This is a genomic window from Haloplanus sp. CK5-1 (assembly GCF_037201915.1).
GTDB lineage: Archaea > Halobacteriota > Halobacteria > Halobacteriales > Haloferacaceae > Haloplanus > Haloplanus salilacus.
In genome coordinates this window covers 84,952-97,446 of the sequence record NZ_CP147505.1, presented here as the reverse complement: position 1 = coordinate 97,446, position 12,495 = coordinate 84,952, and the positions used below count along the sequence as shown (strand labels likewise).

Here is a 12,495-nt window from a genome sequence, read left to right as displayed (position 1 = left end):
CCGTCATGCTCTATATCTTGCACGTACTTCCTGACGGTTTCTCGGTAAGTCACTTCGACACCGGCAACCGTGCCTTGCATGTGCGGATACGACTCTCTCGATCTGCAATGCCCAACAGCTCGTCGACACCAACCTTTGCTATAGTAGCCTTTGTAAGTCATCACACACCTGATCGCATGACTGCGTTCGATCAGGTGTGCGGACAGTTACAAACGCTACTATAGCCCGACGATAGCGTTCCGGCCTGAGCAGTGGAGAATATCCACCCTGTGAGGACACTCATACTCCTCACGGAGCCACGGATCGGTCAGTCTTACTGCCAGTCTGCGATGGCATCGAGGGGTGGAACCGCTTTGGACAATTGAGATTGATGCGTATACTCATCCTGCTGATCACCGTCAAGTATTACAGTACGTTGTATACTCCGCATCGAACTCTCGTGGCGGCGGTTGTTGAAATCGTGAACCCATATCCTCTGCTGTATAGGGGTTTGCTAACACGGTCAGTAACTCCTCGAATGTGGATAGCTCCCCAGTTTCGAGATACTCGTCCAGTGCCTCTTCGACCAGGTAGTTGCGGGGAATATACCGCGGATTGGCTTCCTGCATCAACTCCTCGTCTAGACCAACAGCAGCCACTCTATCCCGAAGCTGTTCGAACTCTGCAGTTGCAAACACTGGGTCGTCGAACGTCCCAGGCGTCTCTAGTTCTAGGAACGTATTGGTATAGTCTGCGTTCGATTCGCGAAGCCACGCCAGAAATTCATCGACCAGCTCTCGGGTACCATCTGAGTCGACCCCCAGTTTCTTCCGCATCATCGTGTAGTATCGCGCATCGAATCGCTCCTCGAATTCGTCTAGCTTGACTTCGAGTTCGTCGTACGTGAGCGCCGAATGTGTACACAGCGGTTGAAGTGCCTTCGCGAACCGTTCGAGATTCCACCGCAGGATGGGTCGCTGGTTTCCGAATGCATATCGCCCGTGCTTATCGATCGAGCTGAAGACCGCCTCCTCGTCGTAGTAATTCATGAATGCACAAGGTCCGTAGTCAAATGTCTCTCCATCGATGCTCATGTTGTCCGTATTCATGACGCCGTGGACGAATCCGACACGCAGCCAGTCAACGACCATCTCGATCGAAGACTGCATGACTGCATCGAAGAACTCCAGGTATGTACGATCCGTATCCTCTAGCTGTGGGTAGTGCCGCTCAATAACGTAGTCTGTGAATCGTTGTAGCTTGTCAGATGCTTTGCCTGCAACATACTGGAAGGTCCCGTAGCGAATGTGGCTGTTCATCACTCGAACGAGGATGGCGCCGGGTTCTGTCCGTCGTCGTTCGACTGCCTCGTCAGTTTCGACGACTGCCAGACTTCTAGATGTTTTGATATTCAGATTCTGCATCGCGTACGAATACAGATACTCTCTGAGCATCGAACTGACAGTTGCGTTGCCATCGCCTCGTCCGGAGTAGGGGGTTCGACCGGCCCCTTTCAGTTGAATATCGTATCTATTATCATCGTGAACATGTTCGCCGAGAATCATCGCTCTCCCATCACCCAAGACAGTAAAACTCCCATACTGGTGGCCTGCATACGCCTGGGCGATTGGCTCTTCCAGGCGGTTTTGGCCGGCGAGAACGTCAGCATCGAGCCTCGCTGCCTCCAATCCGAGATCAGCACACAATTCGTCGTTACGAACCAAAATCTCGGGAGTAGCGATACTTTTCGGCGTTACTCTCGAATAGAGGCCCGAGTCTAACTGTTTGTAAGTGGTGTCGAAGGAAAATGGCATTTAGTTCCATACAGTCTTATGTTGCTTGGTTTAATAATCTTGTTTCGGGGATGCTACGAATCGAACGATTAGAGGACTTCAGATCGGCGTGTGTCAGATACACTCTCTGACTCTCTATATTCAGCGGCACTGGGTTGACTTGTTACCGATATGTTGTCTTTCAACTCGGGAGAACAGCGCTCTTGTGGTAGATGACGGACGACTATCATCAGTCGAATGAATGGGCACAGCAGCACCGACAATCCTTGACGACGCGGCACACTCACGAGGATGTACTCACGGACCGGGAGTTCGAACTCCTCTTGGAAGCGTGTAGTTCACTGCCGGAACCGCGAGACTTGCAGGCACGATTCGTATGTCTGGCTGCTGGCCGACTCGGACTCCGGGCTGGCGAGATCGCGCACTTCCGAGCAGAGTGGATCGATTGGGATCGGATGCTGCTTCGCATTCCACAACACGAACCCTGCGAGTGCGGCTATTGTCGTCGGCAAGCAGCACAAGAGACGACTCACAATGAGCAACTTACACAGGAAGAAGCGATGGAAGCTCGCTGGCACCCGAAGACGGTTGCTTCTGCCCGGTCGATCCCGATTGATTTGTCGCTCCGGCTGGAGTTGTGTCTGGAGCGATTCACTGACCAGTACGAAGCGTTCCCTCGGTCCCGTACTACTGTCAATAGACGAGTGACAGCTGCCGCCGAGGCAACAGACATCGATGGCCGAGTCTATCCGCATTGTCTCCGTGCGACCGCTGCCAGCTACCACGCCTACCAGGGCGTTGCGCCGGTACCACTTCAAGCGCTCATGGGTTGGAGCGACTTGGCAACAGCGCAGAAGTACATTCGCATCTCCGGGCGAGCCACGGCTGACGCTCTTCGGCAAGTCCACCATCGATGAAAGCGGTCTAATATCCCTCAACTCTCACGATCCGTGCTGAGTTGAGGGCGCATAGCCAGCACTCGCTAGCGAGGGTGAGACAGCCTCCCGTTCCCACTGTGTGAGCGGCATTTATTCCTTGGAGTATTCGTCAAGACGCCGGACCGCTTCTTCGACCAGTACTGCCAGTGTAATCATGACGGATATTATGAATAGTGGAAATGCTCTTGGGATTATCACGGCAACAAGAGAAAGCTGTACAGCGAATAGCAATCACAGAATATCTTTCTGCCGTGGCGCATCTGATGACATCCTCTTGAAACACGGTGAATGGGATCATACAATTTGGACGGCGTGCTGAGTTTAGCCTCTGTATCGGTCACGCCATTCGTGGCAGATAGTCAGTATACATCTGATTCACCGCTGTGGTGACCTACTAGCAGTTCTCAGCTGTGGATCCCTCGCTCCGAGAGAGGGCAACAAGGGAAACGGCGTTTCACTACGACACGCTGGTGTATTTAGCTGTACTACCCCGTTTCCAATGGAACAGAAGAATTGATGCGTCAAGACTCTCAAGCTGAAATGACGATGCCGCCGCAGCTTAGGAAGGTGTTGTTGATCTGTACTGTCTGTCTCTTGTTAGCAGGCTGTGGCGGAACTACAAATGAAACTCACACGACAATCGCTAAGAGTCCCTCCCCACAACCATCAGTGGCCAACTCCTCCACACAGGTATCACCAACTCCGGAACCAACAGCGACACCGACTCCTTCGCCCCCACCGGGCACAAACACAAGCACGCTCAATAATGTTCAGACACTATTGAATGCACACTATGACGTACTGGAAGAACACGATTACGTCGTCACGTACCGGTATCAGGGGCCAGATGATTTGAGAGAGGGGAACGTTGAGGATGCAACCGATGTGACTCGATCTGGGATAATAGCGAGTAATCACACGGCAAAACAACAGATTATTGACAAAGAAAAAGAGTTGCCTGATGGGACTGTAACGAACAAGACCGAATACACGGAAGATACAATCACGTATTATCGATTCGGTGCAGTTGGTCCAGATGGGTCACCGCATGATGTCTACTACACGGTTACTCGGTGGGAAAATACTGAGTTTATGGATAGACATGTGACAGCTATCCCGCTGCTAACGCTCACTCAATATCGGCTCCGTGCATACGATACCTTTTTTAAATCAGATTTTACTCGGACGAACGTCTCAACGATTCGGAATCATACGTATCATACATATCGTCCCGTTCCAGACAGTGAGACAAGCGGCTTTGTCCGAATCCGAGAAGACGGATTCATAAAAACAATCCAGCTGCGGACCACAATTGCAGGAGAGTCAGTGAGGCTACATCGGACGTTTGAGTTGGGGCCCAACGCGGTGGAGTTACCGGACTGGAAACAACTGGCTATTTTAGCTGATCGACAACGTTCGGGATCAAGTGGTAATGCTGACTGTGATGACTTTGCCACTCAAGCCGGAGCACAAATCTATCACGAGTCCAACGGGGGGGACGGGTTGGATGGAGATGGGGATGGACGTGCATGTGAGCACTTACCATAAATTTTCGATGGCGGCCGACTAGGTCGCGTTAACTTTGGCGTGAGTTGTGCCGGACGGCGAGGGCTTGGAGCCACGATTCTGCTGTCTGCGGTTCGACATGGCTGAAACTAGTTGCAAATGAGGAGGTTCGTCGTTCTATTTCCCAAAAGACACGTTCGATGGCATTCCGATTCCCATGTGAAACCATCTGGAATCGGTACCCGTCTTCGTCGAGGACGTTCACTAGATAATCGGCGTCATCGACGAGAAATTCGACGCCATCTATAGTAGGCATTAGAAGTAATTGCTTACTTTAGGAACAGAGAGTTTGTCGAGAGCGGTGTCGATCGCTGTTGTTAGCTCATCAAGCGAGTCAAAAAAGCGGTTGCTCAGAGCCTTTTGCAGCTGTCTCCAGCATTCTTCGACTGGATTCAACTCCGGTGAATACGAGGGTAACGTCACGAAGGCGAGGTCGTCACGGGCCGCTAGGTCCGTGACGGCCGACGCCTGGAAATACGGCGCTCCGTCCAACACGACGATCAAGTCATCTTCGAATTCTTCACATAATGCTAAAATGAAATGCTTTGCGTGTTCGGCCGTGACGTACTCGGTAAATCGAGAGAAGAAGCGATCACCGTCCTCGGTGATCGCGCCCAGCAGACACGTCCAATCACGTTGGCCTGAAAGCTCGACCGAGGGCCGCGTGCCGCGCGGAAACCACGCGGCACGCGGCTCAACTTGCACGGATTTCTTGGTTTGGTCAATACAAACTACGGTGGCGTCCATTTCCCGCCGCTTTTTTTGAGCTCGTCGTGGAACGCTTCTTGCTCGTCTTCGTCAGCCTCGGCGGCTGAACGGCGTGGTTTTTGATAGCTCAATCCCGCTTCTTTCAGCAACCGCCGACAACTCGGGAGTGAATACTCAACGCCGTACGTTTCTTCGAGATACTCTTGGGCAAGCGCCGGCGTCCACGCCGGCGCGTCGATCCCGACCTTTTCAGGTGGATCGTGAACGGTTTCCTCGAATTCTTCTTGCTGTAATTCTAAAAGTTTACGTTTTCTCCCAGTTCGTTTATCGTCAGACACGGCTTGCTCAAGCGACTCGTCGGTGTCGAGTCGCTTGAGCCAGCTGTAGATGGTCCGTCGCTGAACGTCGTACCACTCAGCTAGCTCGGTCTGCGTTACACCATTCTTGTACGCAATTGCCGCTAAGAGCCGTTGTGTCGGCTTCTTTTCGTCCACGTTGTCGAGAGCGTCTTGCAATTCCTCGACGGAGATCTCGTCGAGATGATCCACTACCACCCACAACAGTCTCCGAGCAAAAAATTCTAACGGTTACTATAGCCGATATCGTCGATGAAGTTCGGTCAGAAACCATCGCGTCGTCTGTTTCGTCGTCGCTGGAAACAGCCTGAACTGCAGGATTTCGTTTGTTTGGGGATCGACGGCACCGTACAGCCAGTAGTCGTCGCCGTTGATGCGGATCACTTTCTCGTCAACCGCAAGTTGATCCGCACTCACCGTCGACATCGGCTGTAGATCGGCCTTGTGCACCCAGTTGTGAACCGCGACGTGACTACGTTTGACTCCCAACTCATCGAGAAACTGACTGGCATCCCTTGTTGACATACCGGCGAGATGACACCGGATGCCCACTCGAATCGCCCACTCGGGAGTCCGCTTTCGCTCCACAAACGACAAGTCGATCCACTCGATACATCCGTTGAGGCGGTCGAATTCTGGCATAAGCACTCAGAACTCGTCCGCCTCATCCTCTAACTTAACGCGACCGTCGAGCGACACCTAAACCCTTTAACGGGGACTGCCCCAAGGGGTTCCCATGGCCGCAATCGAACTCGACGGCGTGACCAAACGGTTCGGCGACGTCACGGCCGTCTCCGACCTCGACCTCACGGTCCCCGAGGGCGAGGTGTTCGGCTTCCTCGGCCCGAACGGTGCGGGGAAGTCGACGACCATCAACATGTTGCTCGATTTCGTCCGCCCCAGCGCCGGGGAGGTACGCGTCCTCGGTCTGGACGCGGAGCGAAACAGCGTCGCGGTGCGGCGACGCACCGGCGTGTTGCCCGAGGGGTACGACGTGTACGACCGCCTCACCGGTCGCAAACACGTCGAGTTCGCCATGCGATCCAAGGAGGTCGACGCCGACCCCGACGCGTTGCTGGAACGAGTCGGCATCGCCGACGCCGCCGACCGCGCGGCCGGCGGCTACTCCAAGGGGATGCGCCAGCGACTCGTCCTCGGGATGGCGCTGGTTGGCGACCCCGACCTGCTCATCCTCGACGAACCCTCCTCGGGGTTGGACCCCGGCGGCGCGCGCGAGATGCGCGACATCGTCCGCGCCGAGGCCGACCGTGGCGCGACGGTCTTCTTCTCCAGTCACGTCCTCGGGCAGGTCGAGGCCGTCTGTGACCGGGTCGGCATCCTGCGGGCGGGCGAACTCGTCGCCGAGGACAGCATCGAAGGGCTTCGCGAGGCGGTCGACGGCGGCGAGACGCTGTCGGTCACCGTCGACGCCGCGAGCGAGGACGACCTCGCGGCGGTGCGGGCCCTCGACGGCGTGAGCGCGGCGTCGACCGACGGCGGGACGGTCACCGTCTCCTGTGAGGCCGACGCGAAGACGGCGGTCATCGGCGCACTGGAAGAGGCCGACGTGACGGTGAAAGACTTCCAGACCGAGGAGACGTCGCTGGAGGACCTGTTCATCGCCTACACCGAGGGAGAGGAGGTGTCGGTATGACGTGGAGCGCTGTCGCGCGCAAGGACTTCGAGGACGCGGTTCGGTCGCGGTGGGTCGCGGGACTGTCGGTGTTGTTCGTCCTGCTGGTGGCGGCCGCGGCCTACCTGGTTCGGCCGGCTCCGGGCGAGTCGTTCAGCTCGAACGCGGTGCTCAACTCCATCTTCATCCGCGACGCCCTCGTGACGACGCTCGTGCCGCTGATCGCGCTGATCGTCGCCTACAACGCCGTCGTCGGCGAGCGCGAGTCGGGGTCGCTGAAGCTCCTGCTCTCGCTCCCTCACTCGCGAGCCGACGTCGTGTTCGGCAAGGTGATCGGTCGGTCGGGTGCCATCGCTGCGCCCATCGCCGTCGGCTTCCTCCTGCCGGCACTGGTCTTTCTCGTCGTCCCGTCCGTGAACTTCGACGCGGCGTCCTATCTCGGATACACGCTGTTGACGGCCATCCTGGGCGTCGCCTTCGTCAGCATCGCCGTCGGCTTCTCGACGGCGGCGTCGTCGAGTCGGCGGGCCATCGCCGGCGCGGTCGGTATCTACTTCCTCTTCGTCCCGCTGTGGGGGGCGGTCCAGTTCCCGCTTCGTTTCTACTTCGGGGCCGGCGGCGCACCGTCGTGGCTCCCGCTCACCGGACAGGAAGTGCTGCGGATGCTCAGGCTGATCAACCCCACCGGCTCGTTCAAAATCGTCTCCAACGCCTTCCTGCAGGGGGCGCTGTACACGGACGGCGACGTGAACATGCAGGTGTCGGCGACGCTCATGCTCCTCGTGTGGATCCTCGTCCCGCCGCTGTTGGGGCTCCTGTGGTTCCGTGAGGCGGATCTATAGCCCCGCCGCGTCCTCGATGGCGTCCGTCAGCGTCTCGATGCTCTCGACGGTGTGTTCGCCCATGTGGCCGATGCGGAACGTCTCCTCGGCGATATCGCCATAGCCGTTCGAGAACACCATGTCGTGACGGTCCGAGACGGTCTCGATGGTCTCGGCGACGTCGATGCCTCGCGTGTTCTCGATGCAGGCCACCGTCTGGGACTCGTACCCCTCCTCGGGGTAGACGTCGAAGTACTCGCGTGCCCACTCGCGGGTGTACTCGGCCATCTCGCGGTGGCGCCGGTCGCGTTCCTCGTGGCCCTCCTCGAGCATGTGTTTCATCTGCTGGCGGTACGCCAGCATGATCGGGATGGCCGGCGTGGAGTGGGTCTGTCCCTTCCGATCGTAGTAGTCGAGCGTCCGCTGGAAACCGCCGTACCAAGACGCGGCGTCGCTCTCGAGTTCCTGGTCGTAGGCGTCCTCGCTGACGACACAGACGGCCAGTCCGGGCGGCATCGCGAAGGCCTTCTGCGTCGACGCGAAGATGACGTCGATCCCGTGGGCGTCGATGTCGACGTAGTCACCGCCGAGGGCGGACACCGCGTCGACGACGAATCGGGTGTCCGGATACTCGGCGACGACGTCGCCGATCTCCTCGATCGGGTTGCGAACCCCCGTCGAACTCTCGTTCATGACGCAGGTGACGACGTCGTACTCCGTGTCGCTGCCCTCGAGTCGCCCGCGCACGTCCTCGGGTTTGACCGCCGTCCCCCACTCGTACGCCAGTCGGTCGACGTCTTTCCCCAGTCGATCGGCCACCTTCGCGTGGCGCTCGCCGAAGTTGCCACAGGTGGTACAGAGGATGTGCTCGTCGACGAGGTTGAGCGTCGAAGCCTCCCAGAACTCCGTCCCGGACGCCGTGAGGACGACCACGTCGTTGTCGGTGCCGAGGAACTCTTTCGTGTCCTCGACGATGGTCGTGTAGAGGTCCGTCATCCGATCCATGCGGTGTCCGAACATCGGTTCGGCCATCGCGTCGATGACGTCGTCGCGAACCTCGGTCGGACCCGGGATGTACAGCGTCTTGTCGGGGTAGTCGCCCGTGTACTCACGTTCAGTCGTCATCCGGTAGGGACTATGGCGTGGCGAGACGGCATGGTCCTTTTGATGCCGGGTGGAGGTGTCCAACGGACCGGCGTCCGGGCGGTGCCGGCTCCCCCCGGTGGACTCTCGGCCACACGTCGACGCAGGTCCCCACGCTCTTACTCCCGGCGGCGGAACAGCGCCGTATGACCACCAAGGCCGAACTGCAGACGCTGTGTGTCGACGCCGTCGAGGCCTTCTTGGCGACACACGACATCGAGCGGAGAATCCGCGAGGACTTGGTAGACGAGCACTACGTCGACGGCATCGAGGCCGGCGCCGACGTTCCGTTTCGGACGACGTTCGACGTCGGGACGGACGGCGAGGGTGGGTTGACGGTCGAGACCCGGTCGACAGTCGCCGACTTCGCAGTCTGGTTCGCCACCGGACGCACGTACGACGAGTTGGGCGACGCTCTCGACCCGAACCGCTCCGATTCGGGGGCGTCACGGGTCAAGATTCCGCTCCTAGTCGCCGAAATCGTCGGGTCGGACTACACGCAGTACCACCCGATTTCGACCAGCGAGATGGAGTTCGACGAGGAGGGATCACCGTACGTCTGCCGGACGAATCTCCCCTTTCTCCGCCACAGGCTCCCCACACGCCTCGAACAACAGGGGCAACTGTTCGTCAGCGACTACGACGCCGAACTCGTCCCGGTGCGGTCGAACGTGACCCGCCTGTCGTCGGACGAGCCGATCCCGGACGAAATCGTCCGGGAGACCGTGCAGATCCACCTCGACGAGATCCTGCGCCGACTGAGCCGGTGGGAGATGGACGAGCACGACCCGGTGTGACCGCACGCGCGTAACTACCGGTTATAAGTTCTTTCAGGAATATGCACTACGCACATGACCGACGGTTTTCACACCCGCAGCCTCCACGCCGGGCAGGAGCCGGATCCGGCGACGGGTTCGCGCGCGCCACCCATCTACCAGACCACGTCGTACGTCTTCGACGACGCCGACGACGCGGCCGAGCGGTTCAGCCTCGACGTCGAGGACAACATCTACTCGCGGTTCTCCAACCCCACGACCCGAACGCTCGAACGCCGCCTCGCCTCGCTGTCCGGCGGTACCGACGCCGTCGCCACGTCCGCGGGGATGGCCGCTCTCGACGCCGCGACGAGCGTCCTCGCGTCCGCGGGGGACAACGTCGTCGCTGCCTCCGACATGTACGGCGGGACGAGCACGTACTTCTCGAAGATGGCCTCGCGCCGCGGAATCGAGACTCGCTTCGTCGACACGCTGGACTACGACGCCTACGCCGACGCCATCGACGACGACACCGCGTTCGTCCACGTCGAGAGCATCGCCAACCCGTCGCTGGTGACGCCGGACTTCGACCGTCTCGCCGACGTCGCCCACGACCGGGCGACGCCGCTGTTCGTCGACAACACGTTCGCGACGCCCTACCTCTGTCGCCCCATCGAACACGGCGCGGACCTCGTCTGGGAGTCGACGACCAAGTGGATCCACGGGTCGGGGACGACCCTCGGCGGTATCCTGGTCGACGGCGGCACCTTCCCGTGGGACCATCCCGACGCCGACTACCCCGAACTCGCCGGCGAGAACCCCGCCTACGGCCTCGACTTCGGCGAGCGGTTCGGCGACCGGGCGCTCGCGGCCGCCGTCCGCTACCGCTCGGTTCGGAGTCTCGGCAACGGCCAGTCCCCCTTCGACGCGTGGGTCACCATGCAGGGACTGGAGACACTCCCCCTGCGGATGGACCGCCACTGCGAGAACGCTCGCGCCGTCGCGGAGTTCCTCGCCGACCACCCGGCCGTGGGCTGGGTGACCTACCCCGGCCTCCCGGACCACGAGACCCACGACGCCGCCAGCGAGTACCTCGACGGCTACGGCGGCATGGTCACGTTCGGCCTCGCCGACGGCTACGAGGCGGCCAAGGAGTTGTGTGAAACCGTCGAACTGGCGAGTTTCCTCGCCAACATCGGCGACGCGAAGACGCTGGTGATCCACCCCGCCTCGACCACCCACTCGCAGTTGAGCGAGGACGAACAGCGTGCGGCGGGCGTCACGCCCGATATGGTTCGCCTCTCGGTGGGTCTGGAGGACAGCGAGGACGTCATCGACGACCTCGAACGGGGGCTCCGATGACGTCCGTCGAGAGCGGCACGCGCAGTCTCGGCGAGTTCACCTTCGAGTGTGGCGAGTCGGTCGACGACCTGCAGGTCGCCTACGAGGCGTACGGCGACTTCGAGGCTGACCCGGACGGCGGGAGCAACGCCGTCCTCGTCTGTCACGCGCTCACCGGGAGTCAGAACGTCGCCAGCGCTGGCGTCGCCGAGACGGCGGGCCAGGCGCGGGCGTGGTGGAACGACATCGTCGGCCCCGGCAAGGCGATAGACACCACCGAGTACTACGTCGTCTGTGCGAACGTGCTCGGGTCCTGTTACGGGTCGTCCGGCCCGCCGGCCGAGAACCCGGAGACGGGCGAGCCCTGGGGGACCGACTTCCCGCCCGTGACGATCGGCGACTGGACGCGCAGTCAGCGCCGCCTGCTCGACGACCTCGGCGTCGGTCGCCTGCGTGCCGTCGTCGGTGGCAGCGCCGGCGGGATGAACGTCCTCGACTGGGCGGTGCAGTACCCCGACGACGTTGCGCGGATCGTCCCCGTCGCCGCGGCCGCCCGCCTCGACGCCCAGTGTCTCGCCTTGGACGCCATCGCCCGCCGAGCGATCACGGCCGACGACGACTGGCGGGGTGGGAACTACTACGGCGGCGACCCCCCCACCGATGGCTTGGCGCTCGCCCGACAGATCGGGCACGTCATGTACCTTTCGAAGGCTTCGATGGCGGATCGCTTCGGTCGTCGAGCGGCCGGCCGGGACGCCGTGCGATCCTTTCCCGCCGACCGCGCCGCCGCCTTCTTCCCGTACCGGGAGGTGGAGTCGTACCTCGACTACCAGGCCGAGAAGTTCGTCGACCGGTTCGACCCCAACTCCTACCTCTACCTCACCCGCGCCATGGACGACTACGACCTCAGCGAGGGATACGAGAGCGACGCCGACGCCCTCGCCGCCTTCGAGGGCGAGGCACTGATCATGTCCTTCACCGGCGACTGGCACTTCACCGTCGCGCAGTCCGAATCCCTGGCCGAGGCGAGCCGCGAGGCCGGCGTCCCGGTCGCCCACCACGTCGTCCAGTCGGACCACGGCCACGACGCCTTCCTCGTCGAACCCGAGAAGGTGGGGCCGCCGATTCGGGACTTCCTGTCGGCTGGACTGGCGGGTCGCGCGATCCACGACACGGCCGAGGAGGAGGATGTCGAGGGCTCCGACGACTTCGCGCCCGTCCACAACTCGCTGTTCGGCGGCTGAGACGCGGGACCGCAGGATCGACGGCGGCGCTCCCGGCAGCCGGGTCCCCACGCTCCCAGTCAGCCCGATACCGGTGTGATCGGGGACACCGCCGACGTCGGAAATAACGTACGTCTATTATTTTTTCCCGGCACTACCGACCCGATTCCCATGTTCAATGTTGTCACCCGACTATTCCACAAACATTAATGGGGATAAATCCCTGCAGATTTGATTGA

General features: G+C 60.2%; 10 protein-coding genes and 2 pseudogenes. 7 read left to right on the top strand and 5 right to left on the bottom strand.

What is annotated here, in order from left to right; all coding sequences use genetic code 11:
* Window positions 1–398: 398 nt before the first annotated feature.
* Window positions 399–1,793 carry a protein adenylyltransferase SelO gene (locus tag NBT81_RS00490; protein WP_338740273.1) on the bottom strand — a complete coding sequence of 465 codons (1,395 nt, stop codon included), beginning with the start codon at window positions 1,791–1,793 and terminating at the stop codon, window positions 399–401.
* A 191-nt stretch (window positions 1,794–1,984) separates the two neighbouring features.
* Between NBT81_RS00490 and NBT81_RS17250 the strand changes: the two genes are divergently transcribed.
* Both NBT81_RS17250 and NBT81_RS17245 read left to right on the top strand, forming a co-directional pair.
* Window positions 1,985–2,689 carry a tyrosine-type recombinase/integrase gene (locus tag NBT81_RS17250; protein ID WP_425498702.1) on the top strand — a complete coding sequence of 235 codons (705 nt, stop codon included), beginning with the start codon at window positions 1,985–1,987 and terminating at the stop codon, window positions 2,687–2,689.
* Between the two features lie 537 nt (window positions 2,690–3,226).
* Complete coding sequence (locus NBT81_RS17245; protein WP_425498701.1) at window positions 3,227–4,258, top strand: excalibur calcium-binding domain-containing protein; 1,032 nt, start codon at window positions 3,227–3,229, stop codon at window positions 4,256–4,258.
* A 28-nt stretch (window positions 4,259–4,286) separates the two neighbouring features.
* Here NBT81_RS17245 and NBT81_RS00485 read toward each other — a convergent pair.
* The 3 genes and pseudogenes from NBT81_RS00485 to NBT81_RS00475 form a co-directional block, all read right to left on the bottom strand.
* Window positions 4,287–4,523: pseudogene (locus NBT81_RS00485) on the bottom strand (IS6 family transposase); the annotation flags it as partial.
* Window positions 4,524–4,531: 8 nt separating this feature from the next.
* A protein-coding gene (locus tag NBT81_RS00480; protein WP_338740272.1) for an IS630 family transposase occupies window positions 4,532–5,532 on the bottom strand; the annotation gives its coding sequence in 2 pieces (ribosomal slippage) (window positions 4,532–5,040 and window positions 5,040–5,532; 1,002 coding nt in all).
* Between the two features lie 45 nt (window positions 5,533–5,577).
* Window positions 5,578–5,982, bottom strand: a pseudogene (locus tag NBT81_RS00475) (DDE-type integrase/transposase/recombinase); the annotation flags it as partial.
* Window positions 5,983–6,076: 94 nt separating this feature from the next.
* On the opposite strand from NBT81_RS00475, the gene NBT81_RS00470 reads away from it, so the two are divergent.
* Both NBT81_RS00470 and NBT81_RS00465 read left to right on the top strand, forming a co-directional pair.
* Window positions 6,077–6,994, top strand: a complete 918-nt coding sequence (locus tag NBT81_RS00470; RefSeq protein ID WP_338740269.1) for an ABC transporter ATP-binding protein — start codon at window positions 6,077–6,079, stop codon at window positions 6,992–6,994.
* Complete coding sequence (locus tag NBT81_RS00465) at window positions 6,991–7,815, top strand: ABC transporter permease subunit (protein ID WP_338740268.1); 825 nt, start codon at window positions 6,991–6,993, stop codon at window positions 7,813–7,815. Before NBT81_RS00470 ends, NBT81_RS00465 begins: the two co-directional genes overlap by 4 nt.
* On the opposite strand, the gene NBT81_RS00460 is transcribed toward NBT81_RS00465, so the two are convergent.
* Window positions 7,810–8,919 carry an alanine--glyoxylate aminotransferase family protein gene (locus tag NBT81_RS00460; RefSeq protein ID WP_338740267.1) on the bottom strand — a complete coding sequence of 370 codons (1,110 nt, stop codon included), beginning with the start codon at window positions 8,917–8,919 and terminating at the stop codon, window positions 7,810–7,812. The genes NBT81_RS00465 and NBT81_RS00460 overlap by 6 nt on opposite strands.
* Before the next feature lie 164 nt (window positions 8,920–9,083).
* Between NBT81_RS00460 and NBT81_RS00455 the strand changes: the two genes are divergently transcribed.
* Genes NBT81_RS00455 through metX form a run of 3 tightly spaced genes read left to right on the top strand, consistent with a single transcriptional unit; the run spans window position 9,084 to window position 12,277 of the window.
* Window positions 9,084–9,734: a hypothetical protein gene (locus NBT81_RS00455; protein WP_338740265.1), complete on the top strand. Its 651-nt coding sequence runs from the start codon at window positions 9,084–9,086 to the stop codon at window positions 9,732–9,734.
* A gap of 54 nt (window positions 9,735–9,788) precedes the next feature.
* Entirely contained in the window at window positions 9,789–11,054 is a 1,266-nt protein-coding gene (locus NBT81_RS00450; RefSeq protein WP_338740263.1) for an O-acetylhomoserine aminocarboxypropyltransferase/cysteine synthase family protein, read from the top strand.
* Window positions 11,051–12,277 (top strand): homoserine O-acetyltransferase MetX, encoded by a 1,227-nt coding sequence (gene metX, locus NBT81_RS00445; protein WP_338740261.1) that lies wholly within the window; start codon window positions 11,051–11,053, stop codon window positions 12,275–12,277. Before NBT81_RS00450 ends, metX begins: the two co-directional genes overlap by 4 nt.
* Window positions 12,278–12,495: the final 218 nt, after the last annotated feature.